Source organism: Thermoprotei archaeon (assembly GCA_038881895.1).
Taxonomy (GTDB): Archaea; Thermoproteota; Thermoprotei; order Gearchaeales; family WAQG01; genus JAVZOV01.
In genome coordinates this window covers 578619-601286 of sequence record JAVZOV010000001.1, presented here as the reverse complement: position 1 = coordinate 601286, position 22668 = coordinate 578619, and the positions used below count along the sequence as shown (strand labels likewise).

Below are 22668 nucleotides of genomic sequence, written 5' to 3'. Positions count from 1 at the left end.
CTTGGAGAAATTGATTCTTTTTCTAATTCCTTTGAGGTCCTCCATTATTACACCAACTTTATGTCGCTTGGCAAAATTCACAATCTTTCTAGATATTTTGTGACATTCATCTTTAGCCTTGCGCTTCTCTCTACCAGAGTACTTCTTAAGCAACCTCTCAGCGGTCTTGGGCTTGTCTTTTCTCAGCTTCTGTATCCTCCTGATGATGTTGAAGTAGGTCGTGTGGATCGTCCTCAAGTTGCTTTCAACCCTCATGACGTGTGGGTTCGTGCTTACTCCAGTGACATTAGACTCGTTAACATCTATTGCTATCCAGTCGCTTGGATTGGACAGGTCAACGTCCTTCTTGAACGGTACGATTATCTTCGTCTCGTTCAGAGACACCTCGCCGACCCTGAGCTTCCCAGCCCTCCACTCCTCGATGAACTTCTCTTGGTATTCACCGTACTTCAACTCTATGTATATGAATTTTCTGGGCTTAACAGAAATCCTGATCCTATCGCCGTAGAACTTGTACAGTTGCGGGTCGAGTTGCATGAAGAGCTTTCTAGCCTCAGGCCTATCACCTTTAGTTAATCCCTTACGCTTAAGCCTTTCAAATCCTTTGAGCATGGCTAAGGCTATTTTACACGCTGAATGGCAGAAGTGCGTTGAATAGTTCCACCTCCCCTTCCACTCTTCGTAAACGCTCTTCCTAAGTTTAGCGTAAGAAGTTATCCTCCTCTCAACGGCAAAGCCTATGCAGAAGTTCACCATATCCCTAAAGTCCTCTAGGAGCTTTCCAACTTCGTCGTTCGCCTCGTAAACGAATGGAACGCTGAGGACTATTTCCACAAATAGAGTATACACTAAACATCTATAAAAGTCTATCTATTTAGAAACAGTTGCCTTACCCTTAGTTTACAGAATTTTCAGGAGGAGCTCGAGATACATAATAGTTAATCCTAATACTACGTTCAACGGTGAGGTAAGGCTTGGAGGAGAGGAGTACAGGATCAGCGAACAGAGAGGCATGATAGGCTATATTAGGGGTAAGAGGTATTTAGATCATTGGGTCTGGATCCACTGCAGTGGCTTTGATGAGGATCCTGATGGTTGGGTTGATCTGATGGTAGCATCTCCTGATGGTCGTCATAGAGTTCTATTTGGGATGTTTAGTCATGCTGGAAGGCTTGTAAATACTGGAAGGTTTATGGGAATAGCTTATAGGGATGAGTTGAAGCTGGAAAGGTTTAATGTTAGGGTTAAGTCTGGAGGCTACGCTATAACTGTTGATGTAGAGGTTCCGAGAAAGAACATCATTGTAGCCAGGTATGAAGACCCAGTAGAGGGTTACAGGTACTGTCATAACACTGAGATAGCAGATTCAACAGTAACAGTTGAGGGTAAAGGTGTGAAGATGAGACTGAACTGTACCGGGAGAACGTTTTATGAGTATGCTTTAACTAGGAAGCTTGATGAAAGTCTGCCAGAAATTGTTGAGATGACTAGCTGAGTTACTTCTATTTAAGTTATACTCTGCATTTTTAAATGTAAATATGACTAAATGATAACTCTTTTTAGAGTTTAGTGTCTAAAGTCATCACCTGAAATAATATTATCGATGATCCTGCTAGCATAAGCGATACTATAAGAATGATCCTAAAAGGTAGTGTTTATTATTTATGCTATACACTGTTCATTTGACGTTCTTCACGACTAAAGTCGGAGGATTCTCAATCGAATCATATTTTTGTTCCTCGTTGTCAAGTTCTGGGCTGTGTCAAACCAGCCCCTGCTATAGTCCATAACCCGCTTGTCTGAGCTTCCTCTACAACTTTAGCTCAGAGTCTTATTCAGACTTTTAAATATCTACTACACGTGAACAACCCTCTCAAGAATAATGCCATTCATCAAATGTTTAAGTTTATCAACAATTCATCCCAGAAAATAATCTTTCCTGTCGAGCTTTCATTGTAATAATTTGTCTGGGTTCATTATGTTTTTGGGATCTAGCATATTCTTAATTTGTTTTAGGATATTATAGGCTGGGCCCAATTCTTGTTTTATCCATGGTACTCTTATTAATCCAATTCCATGATGATTGCTTATTGAGCAGTCTAATGAAAGACAAATTTTCATACTAGTTTCCCATATTTTTTCGTAGAAATATGTTGGATCATTTTCTGATATTCCTCCTATTGTGAAGTACAAACATCCACCATTAGTATAGAAGTGGTCTGCATGGGCTGATGCATGAAGCACTGTCGTATTTTTTTCTTGAATGCTTTTCAGGGATGTCTTTATTTTTGTATGCAATTCTGGTAATTTGTTCCAAAGTCCTGAGACCTCAATCGTATCTATGAGTAATCCCATCTTCATGTATTGTTCTGCTTTTTCTCTTGCTTCAAATCGTTCTTTAAGCCAAATGGACGGTAACTCTTCACCAGACCATGAACCACCATGCTTTGTCACTATGTCATTAATTATTTGTCTTTGTGTGCTTAATATCGTTTGTTCATCTTCTAGTACCATTATTAATAATGGTTTATCCACTTTTCCAGTAAACCAGAGAGCAGAATCATCTTCATCATAGAGCCTGACTACGTCTGGATTTAAATTTTTTATCATAATAGTTTTTACTGCATTGAGTCCTCTATTAAAGTCATCGAATGTATATGATAATAATGTTCGCGATTGAGGCATAGGTCTTATTTTTAATGTTGCTGATGTTATTATTCCTAATGTTCCCTCCGACCCTATGAAAATATGTTTTAAGTCAGGTCCTGTCGAGGTTCTTGGCACTGGTTTTGTGGTTATTATTTCTCCTGTTGGTAGCACTACTTCTAAACTTACTACTATATCCTCTATACCACCGTATTTTGTAGAGTATTGTCCTATTGCTTTTGTTGCAATCCATCCACCTATAGTTGAATCATATATTGACTGAGGATAATGTCCTGTCGTGTAACCTTTTTTGTTTAATTCTTTTTCAAGTTCTATACCTTTAACACCTGCACTAACGTGAACTATCATATTTTCTTCATCAACTTCAATAGTTTTGAGGTCCTCTAAATCGATGAGTATTCCTCCCCGTGTTGCTATTATTCCTCCAACTACGCCAGATCCTCCACCTAATGGTATTATTGGTACATTAAAGAGATTAGCGATTTTTACTATTTTCGAGACTTCATCGGCATTTTTTGGTTTCACTATTACATCTGGGAGTGGTATTTCCATATTACGTAATGTTCTTGCTAGAAATAGTGGTGTGAAATCTAATGCTTTCGTTTTTAATATATTAACATCAGTAAATACTCTATCTGTACCTAGTATGTTTTCAAGTTCTATGATGGCTTTTTTAATATTCTCGTTCTTTTTTAATCTTTGGATATTCCATAGTGTCATTTATACCAACCTCTAGCCTTCTCAACAGCCTTTTTCCATAAGTTAAGTTTTTCGATATCGATGAACTCCTTTGGTTCGAATACTCTTTCAATTTTTATCAGTCTCTTTATATCATTTAATGATATGACGTCAAGCCCAATAAGTGCCATGTAAGCTGCTCCCGATCCTGTTGTTTCAAGGTTCTTTGGTCTTTCGACATTTATTCTTGTTAGGTTTGCAACATATTGCAGTAGGAAGTCACTTTTTGACAAATTTCCATCCGCTCTAATAATTTGTATTTGAGTTTCCGTGTCTTTTTGCATCACATCTATTATATCATAAATGCTGTATGCGATTCCTTCCAACGCTGATCTTATTATGTGTTCTTTTTTTGTTCCTCTGGATAATCCTATGAGCACTCCACGAGCCGTAGGATCATTGTACGGTGCCGATAAACCTGTAAAAGCAGGCACAAAATAAACTCCTTCACTATCATTTACTAACTTGGCTATCGCATCTATTTTTTCAATTTCTTCTAGTAGTCCAATCTCTTGAAGCCAAATTAAAAGTTCTCCACTAAACGCTATATATCCTTCGAGAAGATAACTTGTTGAATTCTTAATCTTCCATGCTATCATCGGTATAAGCCCATGTTCTGAGAATTTAATAGAATCTCCTACGTTCATATCTACAAAGCTTCCAGAGCCGTTAGTGACCTTGACCTCTCCTCTCATTATGCACGCTTCTCCAAAGAGTGCTGCTTGTTGATCAGCTGTGCTAACAAGTATTGGAACGCCTATTAGGTTTTGTGGCCCACTCTTGACTTCACCATAATCACTAATATTCTCCTTTACCTCTGGTAATATTGAATGTGGTATTTTAAAAGTTTCTATTATGTCAGTCCACCATGAGATTGAAAATGGATCAAAGAGTCCAGTAGCAGATGCATTAGATGGATCAATCGCATGTATTCCTCCATTTGTTAACATCCAGATTATATATGTGTTAAGTGTCCCAAAGAAGATCTCACCTTTTTCAGCCTTAGGCTTAACATCAGTTACATTATCGAGGATCCATCTCAAGTACATCGATGATGCATGAGGATATAAAAGGAGCCTTGCGAATTCTTCTGGCAAGTTTAACTCACTTTTTAATCTATTTGCGACATCATAACCTCTGGAATCCATCCACGTAATGGCATTATACAACGGTTTTCCACTACGATCCCAAACTATAGTTGTTGACCTATTATTTGTTATTGCAATTCCGTCTACCCTCTCATCATTTATTGTCGATTTTATAGTTTTAAGCAAAATTTGATAAATCTCAATTGGATCCTGCTCTACAAAACTAGGAGCAGGTTGAATCAATTTAAGCTCATTGATTGTTTTACGAATGAGTTCGCCCTTATCATCAAATAAAAGCGCTTTTAAATCACGAGTACCAATATCTAGAACAAGAACCTTTTTATTATTCATTCTAATTCCATTTTATCATGTTATAGCAAGAATATAAAATTAAACTACATTATTGCATCTATAGTTATTTTATTAACCTTAAATAAAGATGGATCAACCTCTACAAAACCTTCCTCTTCATTGATAGGTATTTCGATGTTTTCTTCTACAATTCTAAGTTTTCTAAAATACGGTTTTACAGAATAAAAAAGTGTGATCGGTTTCTTCTCTGTAATTTGATGCGGTATTAAAAACTTAACATTCTTACCTGGTTTGATAGTGATAAACTCTTCTTGAACACTAGGCTTTCTGAACACAAGACTTCCACTTTTTTCAACATTTTTCAATAATTCAAATGGTGCTAATGCGCCACCAACCACATAAACTCCTGACAAAGCTTCTAAAGTCTCATTAACTACTGGTCCTCTAGTATACGGATCTATAGCTATTGGAAGTTTATTAAGTAAACCAATGAGAGGTCTGAAACCAACTGAAATTATGAAAGTATCACATTCATATTCTCCATCATCTTTTATGGGAATAAAATCTTCATTACTTAGTGCTAACCTTACCTTTTCAATACGTTCCCTGCCCTCGACACGAGTGACTGTATGTTCTTGGATTATCTTGATACCTGGAATGCTCGATATTTTTCGTGGAGTAATCAATGTTACATCAAAATTTTTTGAGGCTAATAATTCTGAGAGCAATATACTGACCTCATTCTTACCTAATATTGCAATCTTTTTTCCGAACATGTATCCTTTCGATAAAAGTCTTAATGCCTCGGTGGCTGTAAAAACGCCTGATGGTCTATCTCCCGCTATCTTAGCACCAGCAACCGTTATATCTCTACTTCCTGTTGCAAATACTATTCTTTTTGTATTCACGGTAATTATTTCACCTTTTTTTACAGCTATTACTTTATGATTCCCTTTAGGATCGTAAACAGCATTAACAACTGTTGTTTTTGTATAAATTTCTACATTCTCCGGTGTATAGATTTCTTTTCTCGCAAATCTTAATATTCCTCCAATCTGTTCATCCCACTCAAAGACAATAGGTGTCAAATTATTTTTAATCGCACTAGATGTTGCTTTTAATCCGCTTGGACCTGAACCTATTATCACAATGTCACTGGTCAGTTCTTTTTTCATGGCTTATCACAATCCATGATGAACCACCCTTCTTAGTTACATTGTGTACTGGTATGTTAAGCTCCTCAAAAATATCTAAAATTACTGGTAAACAGTATGAACCTTGGCATTCACCCATGCATGCATTAGTATAGAATTTTATGCCATCCAATGTTGTGATACCTTTATTTATAGCTTCAACAATTTCCGCTTTACTTACAAGTTCACAGGGACAAACAATACTTCCATAATCTGGATTTCTTTTGATAATTGCTTTTATTTTTTCTGGTTCGTCAATTAGATCTCTTATTTTTATGCTACGTTCTCTTACTGGTTTAAAGTTTGAGCGTGGAGTTAGTTTAATGTGCCTCTGTAATAGTTGCACTACCATTTTTGCTATAGCGGGTGCTGCTGTTAATCCTGGTGATTGTATGCCTGCAACGTTTACGAAACTATTTCTAGGAATGTTTATAATAAAATCATTAGTATTGCTTGCCGCTCTTAAACCTGAGTATGCAACTAGCACGTCTGAGTGTTCAATTGATGGTATTATTCTCTTGTACTTGTTAATCATATGGTAATCATCAAGTTCTGTGCTAGTGTCCTCCCTATCAGTTGTACTCTCAATTAGGTTTGGACCTAATAATATTTTACCATCGATTGTTAAAAGTGCTCCTCCACCTTTTGTTTTTGGATCTGGTTTTAATGGCACTTCTGCGAGTAAATGATTATAAATGTTTTTTACGGAGAGTATTAAGTGCGTGCCTTTTCTTGGATATATTTTAAAATTATTCACCCCAGCCATTTTTGCAATTATATCAGCATTTATTCCTGCAGCATTTATAATCCATGACGTTTCTATTACACCTTTATTTGTATAAACTAATGCATTTTTATCATTAAACACTATCTTTTGTGCCTCTGTATTGAATGAGAAAATAACGCCATTTTCTCTACAATTATCGACTAATGCTAATATGAGTTCAAACACAGATATAACACCAGCTGATGGAAGATAAAGCCCTAGCTGAGCCTTTTTACTTATATTGGGTTCTAATTTTTTAAGTTTCTTTTTTGTAAGTATATGAACATTAATTTTGTTAAGCTTTAGATAGAGGTATATTATGAATGCCAAAATGTTTTCCAAAACGTTTAACGAGACTATAATGAGACCTGTTCTTTTAAATGGCACGTTGAGTTCCTTTGAAATCTCATCGTACATTCTATTACCTTCTAAACAAAGTTTACCTTTCAATGAGTTAAAAGGAAGTTGGAAAGCATGTATTATGCCTGCACTACCCTTAGTTGACCCCCAACCAGCATCTGGTTTTTTATCTATAACAAGGATTTTTAAATCATACCTAGATAGCTCTCTTGCTATAAAAAGCCCAGTTACACCAGCTCCTATGATGACGATATCAACACGATCCGGTAATAGGCTTGACACAATTATATGAAACGTTGCCAATGATATATTTTTAATGTTTAGATAAAAAACATGCATGGCATTCCTAAATCTTCTACGTACTATATCATGATACTTGATTAACAGATCATAAAGATTTAAATTCTTATAAAAATATTAAATAATGATAAACATGGAGAAGTTTAAATTTCCTAGTGAGGAATGGATTAAGGCGTATAAAGAAGAATTAAACAAGAATACGGCTTATGAAGAGGCTGCAAAAGACTGGGAAGGAGATTTTCTGTTTATTGTAACACCTGCTGAAGGATTAAGTAAGGAGTACGTGTTTTATGTTGATTTATGGCATGGGAAATGTCGTGATGCTTATATGATTCCTGACAGAGCCTCAAAAACCGCTGCGTTCGTTTTTGAAGGTCCCTATAGTAATTGGAAAAAATTAATCGCTGGACAACTTGATCCAATCCAGGGGCTTCTCACAGGCAAGTTTAAACTAAAAGGTAATATGGCTAAAGTTTTACGCTATACCAAAGCAGCATCAGAATTAGTAAAAACTGCTGCCAAAGTACCTACTGAATTCATTTAGAAATCTATGACCCGTCCATCGTAAGCATATTCAAACATTTTTCTGCAATTCTTTTCTTCTACAGGCCTAGGGTTCACTGTAATTCCTGTCGATTCCATAGATCTAGAAACCAACAAATCAAGCTTCGTAAAATACTCATCCTTAGAAACACTTAATTGTTTTACCGAAATAGGCTGCTCTAGCTCTTTTAAAAGCTCTATCACAGCTTGATCAAGATTCTTGTTCACTCCTGCTCTATCAGCAAGCTTCCTATACCTGTCAGAGGCGTGGCTCCAATTATATTGGATACTATATGGTAAGAATAAACCCACTGACCTACCATGAGGTACATGAAAAACAGCACCGAATGCATGAGCTAGTGCATGAGCTATTCCTATTTGAGAGTTGCTGAAAGCCATGCCTGCCATATCAGCTGCATGATGCATTTTTTCTCTAGCCTCAAGATCACTACCATTCTTATATGCTCTAGGTAAATACTTAAAGATCAATTCTACGGCTTTCTCAGCCAACGCATCAGAATAATCATTCCTCCAAGCTGAAACATAGGCCTCAATAGCATGTGCAAGAGCATCCATACCAGTATCTGCTGTGAGTCTGGGAGTCATTGATAATGTAAATTTTGGGTCCAGTATAACCAAGTCCGGTAAGACTTCTCTAGATGCTAATTCCATTTTTCTTAAGCTCTCCTTATCAGTTATCACAATGGCCCACGTGGATTCTGAACCAGTACCACTAGTTGTTGGTATACATACGAATCTTGCCCTGTTTCTTAATCCAAGAGGTTCGAGAGGATTTATTTCCTCAATCTTTTTATCAGGTCTTTCATAGAGTACCCACACGGCCTTCGCAGTATCTATTGCTGAACCACCACCTACAGCAACAAACCAGTCAGGTTTAAACTCGTTCGCCATTTTGAGAGCCCTATAAACAACTTCTGTAGATGGTTCAGGTTCAACACCATCAAAATACATCACATCAAAACTATACTCCCTTAATCTACCCTCCACAAGCTTAATATAGCCTAAATTTACCATAACTCTGTCAGTTATAATTAATGCTCTCTTCCCCCTCATTTCATTGAGCGCATCTAATGCATCCTCACCAAAAGCAATCTTTGAAGGTACAACAAACCACCACATAAGCTAATAATCCAGACTAAGCTATATAAAATTAAAAGAACGTTCTAAGATGTATAATAAAGCAAACAGCAACACTTCAGAGCAAATAAATTAGATTTTTGCTAAGTATTCTTTTGGTATCATGTTACCAATGTTAAGTATGTGTTTAGGATCTAGTTCATGTTTAAGTTTTGCAATTTGTATGAGCCCTTCACGACCATACATAAGTTCAAGTAATGGTCTTCTCTCATCATCTTCTAAATAATACCTCTTACCAACACCATGCTCAGCGCTCACTGTGCCCTTAAGTTCTACAGCCTTTCTTAAAAGTATTGTAATCAGTTTCATAGCCGTCTTAAGTTCATCTTCATTTGATGGAAGAAAGTTAAAGTGCAGGTGATTATTACCGATATGTCCAAAAATTACATATCTAATTTTGCTTTTATCTCCAATTTTATAATACCACTGCATCATCTCATTAAAATGCTCATCAGGAACAGCAATGTCAGTGGCTACCTTGTGAACATTCTTTGATCTCACGAACTCATTTATGCCTTCAGGCAATGCGTGCCTAATTTCTTTAGCATCTCTAGAATCCATCATAAAAGCTTCTAGTACATTATGTTTATTTAAAACTTCAGCAAATTTGTTGAGAACACTATTAGCATTTTCTGATGCATCAATAAGAACATCTATTATAGCGTTTGAACTACTTGGAATATTACCAGAATATTTTTCTCGAATGAATTCTACTGAGTTCTTATCGAAGAATTCAATAGCAAGAATCTTGAGTTCTCCCTTTTTTGCAATGTTTTTAAGGGTACGTGAAAACCTTATAGCTTCACTCTCATCTGAAAAATGAACAAAGAATGTGTATATAAGTTCTGGTTTTTGAATAAGCCTGACCTCAACTTCACTTATCACACCTAAAATTCCCTCAGAACCTATAAAAAGATCAATGAGATCCATATCAGGTTTTGCATACAAACCAGCAGCATTCTTTTCAACGTTAGGCATCACATAACGAGGAACATCAACCTCAATATTCTTACCATCAACAACTATAGTAAACTTGTAATTATCTGCAAAGATTTTGCCCCTTTTGATATCAAGAACTCTCCCATTAGTAAGCACTACACGAAGTCTTCGAACAAAATCTCTCGTTGATCCATAATAAAAAGTCATAGAACCTGAAGCATTCGTAGCCACAGTACCGCCAAGAAATGCACTCAATTCAGTGGGATCAGGTGGATAAAAAAGACCTTCACTTTCAACCATCCTTTTAAAAATCGCAAGAGGAATACCTGGAGGAGCTCTAGCATAGAATTCATGATTCCTCCCTAAAGCTATTGAATATTTTATTCCTGATTCAACATGCTCGATTAATTCTTCATTCTCATTTTTTGTCTCTACTTCCGTTAGCTCTTCCGTTGAAAGCACTATACCACCTAGTGGCACTCTTGAACCAGTTATACCAGTTCCTCCACCAGAAACTGTTATTAATATATTCTTTTCATTAGCTCTCCTCAACACATCAGAAATGTGAGCCTCGCATCTTGGAAAAATAACTTTTTGAGCATTACCTATCACAATCCTTGACTCATCAGCAAGATAATTATATATTATACTAGGATCATCACTTTCCCTTACTCTTTTTTCACAGAATGATGACAATCTAGGGCTTTCTGCAACAACAATATTCATCAAAACTCACTATGAATACGATTAACCATTATATAAGCAATTACATTTTGATGTCCTTAAAGCTGAAGCCGAGGATATTCCTGGCTTAAAGTTTCATAATACTGGGTTTTGGATCGTGTTAAAATCAGACCTACTATGATCATATAACCCACTTGAGTACATTATATTCAGTCTAGAAGACCTCTAGACTACCACAGCTTTCGTCAAGGAATTTATCACTCAAAACACCTATTTACTAGCCTATGCCCGGTGCGGTGGAAGGTTAGCACCGAATGGGCATAGATGATCTCAGGATGAGGGAATTTTCCGTTGACCCAGAAAGCCATCGATGAAACTTTTGCAGAGATGGAACAGACAGTTATAAAAAAATTAACTATCCAACAACGATGTAAATCTCTTTAGGTTAAAGGACATTAACGAACCGAATATATTAGGTTATAGGTATTTATTTATGCATATTATTTTTAATATGAACAATAATGTATAAGATTACCACAGAGTTGCGTGGTGTAAAGGTATGGGAAGTATTGCTAGTATTTAGAGATTATGATAAGAATGTTAACAACTATGAAATAGGAGGTAATGATTGGTTGATCAGAATAGTAAAGGAGGATACAGATATTATACATGGAATAGAAATACCAGTTATTTATATAGAAGCTGAGGGTAATGAAGAGAAAGTTAACAAGATGTTAAAAGAGATTAAATTAAGATTGTTCAAAGCATCTGGTATCTAACACAGTTGATTTCGAATTTATTACTTAAAGAGATGATTAAGAACAAGTAAAGTATATATATTGTAAAAGAGACTAAAAATTAGTGAGTCTTCATGGTTAAGGCAGGTGGTTATGCAAATCACGTTGCTTTCATAGATTTAACAGAACGAAGGGTTGAATATGATGAGGTTTGTGAAGAAGATGCAAGGAAGTATGTGGGTGGTAGAGGTTTAGGTGTAAAATATGTTTACGATTTAAATCCAAAGGCAGATCCATTTTCGCCTGAAAATCCGCACGCACTAATGGTTGGGCCGCTCACTGGTAGTTTAGTTCCATTGAGTGGTAGGCTTGCATCAGTGACTAGATCACCATTAACAGGTACTGTTACAGACTCTCATGTTGGAGGCTATGTTGGTGCTGCTTTAAAATGGGCTAAGTTTGATGGAATAATTATGACTGGTAGTAGTGATAAACCAGTTTACTTATTAGTAAGGGATGGTATTGTAAAAATAGAAGATGCGACTTCTCTATGGGGTAAGGGCACTTTAGAGGTTACGAAGTTGCTTAAAGCTAAGTATGGTGAAAATGCTAAGATTTTTGCTATCGGTCCTGCTGGTGAACGAAAAGTACGATTTGCTGCTATAATACACGATGGCGGTAGGGCTTCTGGTAGAGGTGGTACAGGAGCTGTGATGGGTTCTAAGAGGGTAAAAGCTGTAGTTGTGATAGGTCATGAGAAGGATATGCCAAAACCAGCAAGACCTGAGGTTTTTGAGAAAGGAAGAGGGTTGGCATTAAAGAGAATCCTAGAAAGTCCTATAACTGCACCACGTAAAGGAGGTCTATCTGTGTATGGTACTAGTGTGCTCACAAACATAGTAAACGAGATAGGTGCATTTCCTACTAGAAATGGAAAAAGTACCTCGTTTGAATACGCCTATAATATTAGTGGAGAGAACCTTAAGGCCACCATACTAATATCAACACCAACTTGTCACGCGTGCCCAGTTGCATGTAAAAGAGAGTCAGAGGTCAAGACTGGTAAGTATGCACACAAAAGTGAGGGCCCTGAATATGAGACTTCGTGGGCATTAGGTGCAAATATTGGTTTAGGTGATATACAAGCAGTATCATACCTTAATTATTTAGCCAATGATATAGGTATTGATACAATCGAACTTGGAAATGTACTAGGCGTAGCTGCTGAAGCATCTGAGAGGGGATTAATTGATGAAAAAATAGCATGGGGTGATGCGGACAAGTTTATCGAATTAGTTCATCTAATAGCTAGAAGAGAAGGTATAGGGGAGATTTTGGCAGAGGGTAGTGCAAGGGCAGCAAAAGCTTTTGGTGATCCTGATATGGCAAACGCCGTTAAAGGTCAAGGAATACCTGCATATGACCCTCGAGGTCTTACAGGATTTTCAATAGCTTACGCTACTTCTAACAGAGGAGCATGCCATCTAAGAAGCTACACACCTGCAGCAGAACTCTTCGGTATACCAGAAAAACACGATCCATTGGCTACTAAAGGGAAACCAGAGTTAGTGAAACTCTTAGAGGACTTCTTTGCCTTAACGGATTCATTAGATGTATGCAAATTCTCGACTTTTGCCATGACACTCGAAGATTATGCAACATTGCTCACAGGTTTTACAGGCTGGGATATAGATGTTAATGAAGTGCTTCGTATTGGCGAAAGAATTTGGAACTTAGAAAGATACATTAATCAAATGAATGGATTCGACAGAAGACATGACATACTACCAAAAAGATTCATGACGCAACCATCAGATTCAGGTCCAAGCAAAGGCAACATAATCACACCAGCACTCTTTAACTCATTACTTGACGAATATTATAGGCTAAGAGGATGGAACAGCGACGGTACAATACCATTTTCAAAACTTAGAGAACTCCAAGTACTATAAAAATAACTTCTTATTTTTATAAACATTTTTTACACTCTTTTTCATTAGTAATGTTTCTAAACTCAGGTAAGTAAGATTCTGATGATTAAGGACATATAGTTTTTCGTTATTCGTGTCTCTACTTAGTCCTTTTCACTTTCGATTCGTTAATCTATCCGGATTGTTCGTAAAAACATGGGAGTGTTTAATATTGTGATAATGAATATTATGCTCATTAATTTTTCCTTAACTTGGTGCTCATTTTTATATTTTTATAGTTATTAGACTCTTTGAAAAAGATGTCTATTTAATTCATTATTACAATCTTGAGATCTTAACACTAAACAACTTAACAGATTTTTAAATAATCAAAAAATAATATTTTTTGCATAAGTGGGCTTAGAGTTTAAATTTATATGGGACATTAGGTTAGTATTTTCATGGAATTTGTCTTTGTGAGCTGGAGAGAATTGTTAAAATTAACTTATGAATTAGCTTTTAAAGTTATTAATTCAAGATACAGACCAGATATGGTTGTGGGTATAAGTAGATGGGGATTAATACCAGCTCTTGTGCTATCAGATGCTTTAAACATTAATGACGTAGTATCAATTAGAATTCAGCACTGGAGTCAAGGTTTAGATGGTTCTACAGTAAAGGTACAAGAGCCAATAGGAATTGATGTAAAAGATCATAAAGTATTAGTTGTTGATGAAGTTGCTGATACAGGTTTAACTCTAAAAACAGCCGTAGAAGTATTGAAATCATTAGGAGCAAATGAAGTGAAAACTGCAGTGCTATATTTAAAACCAAGAAGTATATTCAAACCAGACTATTGTGGCATCACAATGAAGACTAATGCATGGATTATTTATCCATGGAGTATATTTGAAGAGCTAAGCAATATACTTAATGCATGCCATGATAATTCCGGTATAGAGTCCTTCATGAATAAAGTTGAATTGGAAGACCTCTTAAATGTAGAGCAAATTAACGAATTTTTGAAGATTCGATGTAAAAAAGTCCCATAAAATTTTTAGTATTTGGCTTTACCTCTGGAATTCTGTAAATACCTCCATGAGTGTTTTTCCGACTTCCATGAACCTCTTACTTAATATTTCTGGCTTATCTAGTACTGATTCTCCGGTTTTCAAGTTATCACTCACTACTAATACTCCTCCCGCTTTAAAACCTCTTAATCGCGCAATCGTGAATAATGTCGCGCACTCCATTTCTACTGATAATATGTTTCTATGTGACCATGTGTCTACAAATTGTGGATTTTCTGCATAGAATGCGTCAGAACTGAAAACTCCTCCTATATATACATTGGGTATTACGGTTTTTAATTTTTTATAAATTGTGTATGTAAGCTCAATATCAGGGGATGCAGGATAACAGTTTTCTATACCCACATACATTCCAATGGTACCACCTACAGGGTATGCAGCACCATCAGCAACGATAATATCTCCAATTTTTATTCCTTCTTTAAATGCGCCAGTAGTCCCTAACCTTACCATTATCTCAGCTCCCAACATTCTTAGTTCTTCAAAAACTGCTGCCGACGATGCTCCCCCTATCCCGTGTGTTGCAACAGTTACTGGAAATCCCTTGTAGAGTCCAGTATACGTTATAAATCCCCGATTCTCATTAACTAATCTGGGATTTTCAAGAAGTCCGGAAAGAAGTTTTGCACGCCCTGGATCACCAACTACTATCGCACTTTTAGCAATGTCATCCTTACTCGCAAGTATATGAACAGGCTTCATATGCTCACCACGTTTTCTTTCTTAATAAATTTATATAATCTTTTCTTGCATAAAAAAGATTAACTTAATACCATAAATTATTATGGTCTAAAAATAGCGAAAATTTTAGGAAGTGATGTTAAGTTTTTCCTTTAAGAGTAATTTGTTTATTTTCCCAGTGCTAGTTAACGGAATATCCTCTACGATCAGTATTTGTTCTGGTAACCACCACTTTGGAATTCTCCCATCATAAACAGATTTTCTTAAATATTGCATAATTTCTTCTTGTGAGATTTGTGTTGAGGGACGTAATTTAATTATTGCTATTGGCCTTTCTCCCCACTTCTCATCCCTTATTCCTATTACTGCAACTGTATCGACTTGAGGTATTTCTGATATTATAGATTCAAGAACACTTGTTGGTATCCATTCACCACCACTTTTTATAGCATCTTTTATCCTATCAAGTATTCTTATCCCACCTTCCGAAGTAATTAGTGCTATGTCTCCAGTTCTAAACCAATCATTTTCATATGAACTTTTCGTTTTCTCAAGGTCTTTATAATATTCACCAGGTAACCATGGTGCTTTAACATATAATTCCCCCATTTCGTTTGGTCTGGCAATAGTCCCATCTGGTTTTATAACTCTAAAGTCAACAAAAGGTACAGGATGCGTTGTAATTCTTACGTAATCAATAACATCGCTTATAATTGTGCTCTTTGGAATAATTGAGATGGAAATTGCTAACATATCAGTTCCACCATAAATAGTTGAGAATCGTATACCTATTTCATCCATCTTTTTTGCAAGATTTATTGGAATAGGCATTCCTCCAACTAAAATCTTTAAACCTTTTAGCTCAGATGAATTAGGCTGTGAAAGAAGCATATGGACCATAGTTGGTACAGCATTTAACCATGTCACGTTCTCTTTTTTAGTTAACTCTATTGTCTTTTGCGGATCAAATCTCCCACCTAAAACGTATTTTGCACCCAAATATGGTGCGTGAAAAACCGATCCCCATGCCCAGATATGATAGAATGGTATTAGTGGAAATATTACATCATTACTATCTAACTTTGCTGGGGTGTTGTATAATCCTAATTGGTGTACTATTGCTAGAGCACCATGGACTACTTTTTCATGGCTATACATTACTGCTTTAGGCAATCCAGTAGTGCCTGAAGTATAGAGGATTGAATATGGATCATTTTCTTTTACTTCTATTTCTGGTTCTTTAACTATACGTCTTGTAATTAAATCATCGTATATTATTTTTGTCTCATTTGCGTCTAAACCTATCACTTTTTCTTGTCTGATATATTTAGAAAGTGCCATAAAATCTTTTGACAAAAATATCCATTCTACTCCCGCGTGTTTTATAGTATAAACTATTTGCTCTGGTGGTAATCTTATATTGATAGGATAAATTATAGCTCCAATCAAACTAGATGCATATAATAATTCTACATATTTGTGAGTATTATAATCAGCTACACCAATTACCGTACCTTTAGATATTCCTAGTGAAAGTAAAGAGTTAGCAAGCCCAATAACTCTTTCATATGTTTCTCTATATGTTTGACGATGATTACTCTGGACTATCTCAATATTAGGTGATAAAGTAATAGCTCTTTTTAGAAAGGAAAATACTGTGAAGCCTTCATGCATGATGTACAATCCTCCTAGATCTTAACTCTTCAATCACAAATAACTCCTTTGCTTTTTCTACTATGTCTCTCGAATAGCTTTTGCCTTCTAAATATCTATCACTATACAATTTCGCTATGGTTACGAATCTATCTAGGTTTAGCTTTGAACCAATATGCGCCAATAAGATCACTGTTATTGAATGGCCAAGGGACGTAAGTGTATCTTTTGCATAAAACTGAGCTTCTGTATCACTATATGTTGTAAGTCTTGATAATGTTTCTTCTATTTTTGTTTTTGCAAATTCTGCTATTTCTTTTCCCTCTCTGATGTCATTTATTAAATTTTTCACGTCATCTAAAAGTTGTATGTGAGCACCTTTTTTAGCTATTGCTTCTAACATGTCTAATGCTTGTATGTTACTTGTTCCTTCCCAAATTGGTGTTATTAAAGCTTCTCTATGAAGTCTTTCTATAGGATACTCTTTTAAGAATCCTATCCCGCCATAAATTTCCATCGCCATCTTTGATACGTACGCAGCCGTCTCAGCAGTAATATTTTTTGTTATATGAGTAAGCAACCGTGCATAGTGATATTTCTCAGTATACGGAGGTGTGTCCATCCACGATTTTTGGAATTGATCTACAGCCTTGAATGCTAGTGCTGTAGTTCCTTCAATAAGTATCTCCATATCTAGCAAATCTCTTTGGACTAACGGATGCTCTATTAGACGTTTACCAAAAGCATTTCTGACTTGCGTATAATAATAAGCCTCAAGAAATGATTTTCTTGCAATACCTAAAGCTCCAATAGAGTTTGCTAAACGAGAAACCATTAAGTCCTCCATTGTATAGTAAATACCTTTTCTTTGTTCGCCCAAAAGATATGCTTCAGAGTTGTGAAATTCTACCTCACCTGTGGGCACACTTATGGTTCCACTCTTTTCTTTTAATCGTCTAATTATGAAATTCCTCTTACCAGAACTATTAATCTTTGGCACCAAAAATAATGCAAGACCTTTTGCACCAGGTTGTGCCTCCTTCGGCCTAGCAGTAACTAATGCCATATCAGCAAGACCGACATTACTAGCAAAATATTTTGCATCTCCGTTTATGACCCACGTTCTTCCATTATAAAAGGCCTCGGTAACATTGGCACCTAAATCACTTCCACCTTGAATTTCAGTGAACCATGTGGCACCATACATTATCGGATCAGCATCTCCAATTAGATGCGGCACATACTTTTTTAAATCTTCAGATCCATACTTGTATAAAGCATATGCTGTTTGATTTGTTACTGTTATTATGCATGCTATTCCGGGATCAGAAATCAAATATAGCGAAGCGTAATGCTTATGCCAATTTCCTTCCTTATATGGAGGTTTGTTCACACTGTATTCTTTTAATAATTTTTCAAGAACCCATCTTTGCGCGGGATCTAACCATACACTATCAACGCGCTCGCCATTAACACTCCACATTATATGTTTCGGATTAGCATTTTTATCAATATAATCTGCGATCTCGTAAAGCTCTTTACCAACAAATTTTCCCAATTCAGAAAAATCAACGCTTTTACCAATATAATACTCAAGTATTACTCGAAACGGTTTATCAAGCTCAAAATGATTTTTACCATACACATTTGACAAATATGAATAAGTATCATCCATAATACTTCACCTTATTCATAATGCTTAGAACTATTTAATAAATTTATCATTCCCTTTGCAATTGAAAGCTTCACACTTTAGGATGTTGGATGCAAACTTGAACAATTTTAATAGCTAAAAGTCTTCGATTGCGTTAACTAAATACTGCAAAAATAGTTTTCATTGTTATTCTATTGTTTTTATAGGTTTTGTAGAAGATTTATGTATCATTTTCCAAACATTCTCGATAATAGAGGTTAGGAGAGGTAATATAATTATAAAAAGTAATATTGGATATCTTGCCTCTATTATAAACCCTTGGTATTTGGTTGTGTATACTCCACCTGAAGTAATTATGATGATATATGCAATGAACGCCATGTTAATACCTATTGAAATTATTCTACCTATTACACTATTTTCTAGCATGCCTGTGAACGCTGCGAGAATAGTGATCATTATTAGATATGTCATGAAGGATTGTGGCTCAATATTTGCTGACTGCAGAAATGAGTGTGTAAAAGGTATGCTGAAGACAAAAGCGATTATCATTATATATATTGCTGCTTTTATACCAGACATGAGAATTTTATTAATTAAACTCTTTATATCCATATAAAACACCTAAGGTATTTGAACGCTAAGTGTTGATGTTTTTGTTATCCCATTAACAGTTAGTGTTATAACAGCATTATAAGTTCCAAATCCTATGGATTTTTTAATAAAAACGGGTATAGTACCATGAATTCTTGTCTTTGCTGGAACATTAAGTGTTGATTCACCATATCCATAGATTTGCGTGTCTTTTATCATTATTTTCACATGACCACTAATTTCTTGAGGCAAGTTGTTTGTAATATCATACGATATGGATAATCTCATGTGAGTTGAATTGTAATCGTTTACTCCGTCAATATTATAATTAACGCTAATTAATGGTCCTATTTTTGTTTTAGTTGAATTTTGGGCAATAATCTCTATTAATGGTTTTATAGAGATTTCCACTCGTGTAGTGAGCGTCAATGTTGTTTCATTCATTATTGCAGTTTGAAGAGAGGTTTCGTTTATACGTAAAATAATGTTATCCATCTTTTTTACACTGTTCGGGGGAATATCAACGCGTTGCGATACTGTTTCTGAAGTTAAATTTCCAATAGCTATGTTGAATCCTATTTTTAAGGATAGAGGATATATTCCACTATTTCTAAGTGTAAAACCTTCCATTATTAAATGCGTTCCATTGAACGAAAGTTCTGGTACATTAGTAGTAAATAAGGTTTGCATATCTTCTGAAAGTCTATAGGCTGAGTAACCAAACGTTACCAATATAATAATAGATATTAATGAAGGAATGATAAAAAAGGCTTTTAACGGCCCAATCGCTCTCTTATGCATTATGTGTTTCACCTATTTTTCCTGTTTTCCTTTTGTTTCTTCCTTAAGAGCCTCCTTAGGTATCGTTATCACCTCAGTTCCTTTCTCGACCTTCAACGTCACCATTCCAATACCTTTCTCAATTTTGAATGACTCAAGCCCTCTAAGCAATAAAATTGATCCAACCCACGCCATTATTCCAAGAAATAACGCTTTTACACCTGCCTCAAGTAATATGTTTATTGCGCCTATCATATCCGTTCCTATTGGAATTGTATAACTTAGGTAACTTTGGTAAGCAAAAACAAACACAATTAGAAGTAAAACTATTCCTGCACCAATGAATACGAAACCCATGATTCCAGTTTTCTCCACAGCATTCACGGGATATTTTCATGTTCAAAATATAAAAAGGTTTCTGTTAAATGAAATCATCTATAATAACTATTAAACTTAAAATTTAATCTCTCTTATAACAACAATAACTGAAATACTAAAAAACCTATTCTTATTTTCTATTATATACTATCCTCTTTACATAATAATGCTAATCTGTCATTAACACTCTCTTCAACTGAAGTCGAGTGATTCATTATTCTTCAAGTTCTCAGGGTCTCATAAAGCTCTGAGACACTTTAACGTAACACTTACACACTCATAGCTTACTTGAGAGCAATTCACTCAAAAACATCATAAACATATACCCAAGCCTATTGACAATCCATCTCAGAACTAAAGCTTTTAGACTTTCTTTGAATATATATGTAGTTGTTATAACTTCCTAATGATTTCAATAAATGTGTCTAAAAGGGTCCCAAGTTAAGTAGGAGTGCTCGGTATTTTGTTGTCTGTATCTCCGCTTAACGCTTCTTCTTGAGATGAGTTAGAAAATTCGGTTAATTGGTTTTATGAGTTTTAATTATTTTAATAGTGTCTGATGTCATTTTTATTGTGAATATTATAAGTATTAATGCTATTACTAAGAGTAATATTGCATATGGTGTTGATCCCAATAATTTAACTGTGTTTCCACCGCTAGCTAATATTGTCAGCCAAGCATAGTCCATCCATACATGACTTATATACATTGTGCTTAATCCCTTTATTCCATGTTTTGAGGATTCTTCTATTAAGGGATAACCTACTGTGAGCCACCATGTTAAAAAGTATGCGTTCAATCCTGTAAGTATTATTCCTATACTTACAGCACCTAATGGATCTGTTATTATTAATGATGCAGTCAGAGATGATGTGTTGTTTTTAAGAATTTTTATAGAATCTCTAATTAAAAGATAGGAGAAATATAACAAGAATAATATAACTATTATGTTAAGCATTAGCTTAGTTTTCGATAGGAACCTTTTGAATTGGTTAATAAGCTTATAAAGCACAACTACATAAGGTAGCTCTACTATCATATGACCTAAAGCTATTAAGAGACCTCCAAATAATCCCATAGAAGCTCCAATGATTATTGCTGAGGCTGAAAGAGGTCCAGGACTTAAGGCTCCGCTAAGTGTTATAGCCAACGTCAAAGGTATGAGCTTTCTTATACTCACTATGGGCACCTCAATGTTTAGCATTACTTATTAAATTAAGAGGTTATAAAGATTTTGTAACAATAAAAATATTAAAATAATTTCTCTCGTGAAAGATTTACATAGCTTTATAGTCTCATCGAAGTCCCCAATTAACCTTACGAAGAATTATGTACATAAACAACTGTAGAAACTTCAGTCTCTGATCAGTTTTGTTAAAAAGACATCGTTGCTGTGAGATTTCTGTGTTTGAGATGAGAATTAGATAATATGAGTGATCGTGCGTTTTAACCGATAAATTTTTAAGTTCAATTAAAATCTATGTATCATGCCATACTCGATTACGATATTTAAAGTTTTGTTGATACTAGCATTTTTAGTTTACATGATGACAGATTTATTTTTTATTATTACAGGTACCGTTCCATCAGACTTTATTCTAATTGAGAATCTTCTCTATATGATAATTTACTTTGTCTTATTTTTAGTGTTAATAAAAGATGAAAAAAGGAGTGTTGTTGCTTTGATGACTATAATTGTAGCATCATTTAATGCGGGAAGAGTGTCTGAGTCTATAGTAGATTCTTTAGGAAGAGTGCATCCTTTAGCGATGTCTCATGTCCCATTGTTTGCAGGTCTTGTAGTTCTTATAATAGTTGCATTTTTGAATAGGTGATTATTTGATTTCTACTGTGATTGTGTTGTTTTCTTTACGGATTTTTATTAGTGTTTTTATTGGTATTTTGAAGCGTTTTTCTATTATTTCTTTTCCGTTGTACATTACTTTTTCCATTATGCATGCAATGTCCATGATCTTTACATTATGTTTTAATAAGGTTTCTATTATTGCTAAGAGTGTTCCACCTGTGGAAACAGTATCGTCAATGATTAATACTTTATCACCTTCGTTTACACCGTAAATGTAGTATGTTCCTCTTTCATAGCCTGAGGAATATTTAACTTTATCGAGAAGATTTTTTGATGAAAAGAAACGTTTTCTTATTATTGCTAATGGTTTTCCTTTCATCTGAGCTATTAGTGAAGCGACTGGTAACCCTAATGCTTCAGGCACCACGACTTTATCTATATCATTAGATGTTATACTGTTTATTTTATCTGCTATCCATGCAATAACGTTTGGATCCGGTGGCGGTATGTTTTCTGTGATAGGATTTACAATAAATTCATATATTTTTTTAGAATTGTCCTTGACCCATTTCCTCTTAATAATTTCTGCTTTTTCAAAATATGAGATTATTTTAGCTATCATTTCTTCATCATA

Annotated in this window: 21 protein-coding genes; 6 read left to right on the top strand and 15 right to left on the bottom strand. The window is 35.2% G+C overall.

Annotation, left to right across the window (positions count from 1 at the left end):
• The coding region (locus QW128_03040; GenBank protein ID MEM3832560.1) for a transposase at nucleotides 1–834 on the bottom strand (834 nt) is incomplete at its 3' end.
• A gap of 274 nt (nucleotides 835–1108) precedes the next feature.
• On the opposite strand from QW128_03040, the gene QW128_03035 reads away from it, so the two are divergent.
• A complete protein-coding gene (locus tag QW128_03035; protein MEM3832559.1) occupies nucleotides 1109–1495 on the top strand; it encodes a hypothetical protein in 387 nt (128 codons plus the stop codon).
• A 455-nt stretch (nucleotides 1496–1950) separates the two neighbouring features.
• On the opposite strand, the gene QW128_03030 is transcribed toward QW128_03035, so the two are convergent.
• The 4 genes from QW128_03030 to QW128_03015 are packed head-to-tail and all read right to left on the bottom strand — an operon-like array spanning nucleotide 1951 to nucleotide 7427.
• Entirely contained in the window at nucleotides 1951–3387 is a 1437-nt protein-coding gene (locus tag QW128_03030; protein MEM3832558.1) for an FAD-binding oxidoreductase, read from the bottom strand.
• The gene (locus tag QW128_03025; protein MEM3832557.1) at nucleotides 3384–4844 is read right to left on the bottom strand and encodes an FGGY family carbohydrate kinase; all 1461 of its coding nucleotides are present in this window, start codon (nucleotides 4842–4844) and stop codon (nucleotides 3384–3386) included. The genes QW128_03030 and QW128_03025 overlap by 4 nt, the downstream gene beginning before the upstream one ends.
• 44 nt (nucleotides 4845–4888) lie before the next feature.
• The gene (locus QW128_03020; protein MEM3832556.1) at nucleotides 4889–5980 is read right to left on the bottom strand and encodes an FAD-dependent oxidoreductase; all 1092 of its coding nucleotides are present in this window, start codon (nucleotides 5978–5980) and stop codon (nucleotides 4889–4891) included.
• Nucleotides 5958–7427, bottom strand: a complete 1470-nt coding sequence (locus QW128_03015; protein ID MEM3832555.1) for an NAD(P)/FAD-dependent oxidoreductase — start codon at nucleotides 7425–7427, stop codon at nucleotides 5958–5960. Before QW128_03015 ends, QW128_03020 begins: the two co-directional genes overlap by 23 nt.
• A 130-nt stretch (nucleotides 7428–7557) precedes the next feature.
• Here QW128_03015 and QW128_03010 point away from each other — a divergent pair, with 130 nt between their 5' ends.
• A complete protein-coding gene (locus tag QW128_03010) occupies nucleotides 7558–7968 on the top strand; it encodes an SCP2 sterol-binding domain-containing protein (protein ID MEM3832554.1) in 411 nt (136 codons plus the stop codon).
• On the opposite strand, the gene QW128_03005 is transcribed toward QW128_03010, so the two are convergent.
• A complete protein-coding gene (locus QW128_03005; GenBank protein MEM3832553.1) occupies nucleotides 7965–9107 on the bottom strand; it encodes an iron-containing alcohol dehydrogenase in 1143 nt (380 codons plus the stop codon). The genes QW128_03010 and QW128_03005 overlap by 4 nt on opposite strands.
• A 90-nt stretch (nucleotides 9108–9197) precedes the next feature.
• Entirely contained in the window at nucleotides 9198–10790 is a 1593-nt protein-coding gene (locus QW128_03000; protein MEM3832552.1) for an FAD-binding oxidoreductase, read from the bottom strand.
• A gap of 479 nt (nucleotides 10791–11269) precedes the next feature.
• Between QW128_03000 and QW128_02995 the strand changes: the two genes are divergently transcribed.
• The 3 genes from QW128_02995 to QW128_02985 all read left to right on the top strand — a co-directional run bounded on the left by QW128_02995 (nucleotide 11270) and on the right by QW128_02985 (nucleotide 14447).
• On the top strand, nucleotides 11270–11527 hold the full coding sequence (locus QW128_02995; GenBank protein MEM3832551.1) for a hypothetical protein: 258 nt from the start codon (nucleotides 11270–11272) through the stop codon (nucleotides 11525–11527).
• Between the two features lie 92 nt (nucleotides 11528–11619).
• Nucleotides 11620–13437 (top strand): aldehyde ferredoxin oxidoreductase family protein, encoded by a 1818-nt coding sequence (locus QW128_02990; protein ID MEM3832550.1) that lies wholly within the window; start codon nucleotides 11620–11622, stop codon nucleotides 13435–13437.
• Nucleotides 13438–13856: 419 nt separating this feature from the next.
• On the top strand, nucleotides 13857–14447 hold the full coding sequence (locus QW128_02985) for a phosphoribosyltransferase (protein ID MEM3832549.1): 591 nt from the start codon (nucleotides 13857–13859) through the stop codon (nucleotides 14445–14447).
• An 18-nt stretch (nucleotides 14448–14465) separates the two neighbouring features.
• Here QW128_02985 and QW128_02980 read toward each other — a convergent pair whose 3' ends face one another.
• The 7 genes from QW128_02980 to QW128_02950 all read right to left on the bottom strand — a co-directional run bounded on the left by QW128_02980 (nucleotide 14466) and on the right by QW128_02950 (nucleotide 21407).
• Nucleotides 14466–15188, bottom strand: a complete 723-nt coding sequence (locus tag QW128_02980) for a purine-nucleoside phosphorylase (GenBank protein ID MEM3832548.1) — start codon at nucleotides 15186–15188, stop codon at nucleotides 14466–14468.
• Nucleotides 15189–15293: 105 nt separating this feature from the next.
• Nucleotides 15294–16841, bottom strand: a complete 1548-nt coding sequence (locus QW128_02975) for an AMP-binding protein (GenBank protein MEM3832547.1) — start codon at nucleotides 16839–16841, stop codon at nucleotides 15294–15296.
• Nucleotides 16834–18495 (bottom strand): acyl-CoA dehydrogenase family protein, encoded by a 1662-nt coding sequence (locus QW128_02970; GenBank protein MEM3832546.1) that lies wholly within the window; start codon nucleotides 18493–18495, stop codon nucleotides 16834–16836. Before QW128_02970 ends, QW128_02975 begins: the two co-directional genes overlap by 8 nt.
• 165 nt (nucleotides 18496–18660) lie before the next feature.
• The gene (locus QW128_02965; protein ID MEM3832545.1) at nucleotides 18661–19089 is read right to left on the bottom strand and encodes a hypothetical protein; all 429 of its coding nucleotides are present in this window, start codon (nucleotides 19087–19089) and stop codon (nucleotides 18661–18663) included.
• A 9-nt stretch (nucleotides 19090–19098) separates the two neighbouring features.
• Nucleotides 19099–19869 carry a hypothetical protein gene (locus QW128_02960; protein MEM3832544.1) on the bottom strand — a complete coding sequence of 257 codons (771 nt, stop codon included), beginning with the start codon at nucleotides 19867–19869 and terminating at the stop codon, nucleotides 19099–19101.
• A gap of 12 nt (nucleotides 19870–19881) precedes the next feature.
• Nucleotides 19882–20232 (bottom strand): hypothetical protein, encoded by a 351-nt coding sequence (locus QW128_02955; protein MEM3832543.1) that lies wholly within the window; start codon nucleotides 20230–20232, stop codon nucleotides 19882–19884.
• Nucleotides 20233–20744: 512 nt separating this feature from the next.
• Nucleotides 20745–21407 carry a LysE family transporter gene (locus QW128_02950; protein MEM3832542.1) on the bottom strand — a complete coding sequence of 221 codons (663 nt, stop codon included), beginning with the start codon at nucleotides 21405–21407 and terminating at the stop codon, nucleotides 20745–20747.
• 307 nt (nucleotides 21408–21714) lie between these two features.
• Between QW128_02950 and QW128_02945 the strand changes: the two genes are divergently transcribed.
• On the top strand, nucleotides 21715–22062 hold the full coding sequence (locus tag QW128_02945; GenBank protein MEM3832541.1) for a hypothetical protein: 348 nt from the start codon (nucleotides 21715–21717) through the stop codon (nucleotides 22060–22062).
• On the opposite strand, the gene QW128_02940 is transcribed toward QW128_02945, so the two are convergent.
• Entirely contained in the window at nucleotides 22063–22656 is a 594-nt protein-coding gene (locus QW128_02940; protein ID MEM3832540.1) for a phosphoribosyltransferase family protein, read from the bottom strand.
• Nucleotides 22657–22668 lie beyond the last annotated feature (12 nt).

Bases quoted from the DNA above. Each gene is read 5' to 3' on its own strand.
- QW128_03035 (MEM3832559.1), top strand. From the start codon at position 1,109: ATGGTAGCATCTCCTGATGGTCGTCATAGAGTTCTATTTGGGATGTTT.
- QW128_03030 (MEM3832558.1), bottom strand. From the start codon at position 3,387: ATGACACTATGGAATATCCAAAGATTAAAAAAGAACGAGAATATTAAA.
- QW128_03025 (MEM3832557.1), bottom strand. From the start codon at position 4,844: ATGAATAATAAAAAGGTTCTTGTTCTAGATATTGGTACTCGTGATTTA.
- QW128_03020 (MEM3832556.1), bottom strand. From the start codon at position 5,980: ATGAAAAAAGAACTGACCAGTGACATTGTGATAATAGGTTCAGGTCCA.
- QW128_03010 (MEM3832554.1), top strand. From the start codon at position 7,558: ATGGAGAAGTTTAAATTTCCTAGTGAGGAATGGATTAAGGCGTATAAA.
- QW128_03005 (MEM3832553.1), bottom strand. From the start codon at position 9,107: ATGTGGTGGTTTGTTGTACCTTCAAAGATTGCTTTTGGTGAGGATGCA.
- QW128_03000 (MEM3832552.1), bottom strand. From the start codon at position 10,790: ATGAATATTGTTGTTGCAGAAAGCCCTAGATTGTCATCATTCTGTGAA.
- QW128_02995 (MEM3832551.1), top strand. From the start codon at position 11,270: ATGTATAAGATTACCACAGAGTTGCGTGGTGTAAAGGTATGGGAAGTA.
- QW128_02990 (MEM3832550.1), top strand. From the start codon at position 11,620: ATGGTTAAGGCAGGTGGTTATGCAAATCACGTTGCTTTCATAGATTTA.
- QW128_02985 (MEM3832549.1), top strand. From the start codon at position 13,857: ATGGAATTTGTCTTTGTGAGCTGGAGAGAATTGTTAAAATTAACTTAT.
- QW128_02980 (MEM3832548.1), bottom strand. From the start codon at position 15,188: ATGAAGCCTGTTCATATACTTGCGAGTAAGGATGACATTGCTAAAAGT.
- QW128_02975 (MEM3832547.1), bottom strand. From the start codon at position 16,841: ATGCATGAAGGCTTCACAGTATTTTCCTTTCTAAAAAGAGCTATTACT.
- QW128_02970 (MEM3832546.1), bottom strand. From the start codon at position 18,495: ATGGATGATACTTATTCATATTTGTCAAATGTGTATGGTAAAAATCAT.
- QW128_02965 (MEM3832545.1), bottom strand. From the start codon at position 19,089: ATGGATATAAAGAGTTTAATTAATAAAATTCTCATGTCTGGTATAAAA.
- QW128_02960 (MEM3832544.1), bottom strand. From the start codon at position 19,869: ATGCATAAGAGAGCGATTGGGCCGTTAAAAGCCTTTTTTATCATTCCT.
- QW128_02945 (MEM3832541.1), top strand. From the start codon at position 21,715: ATGCCATACTCGATTACGATATTTAAAGTTTTGTTGATACTAGCATTT.
- QW128_02940 (MEM3832540.1), bottom strand. From the start codon at position 22,656: ATGATAGCTAAAATAATCTCATATTTTGAAAAAGCAGAAATTATTAAG.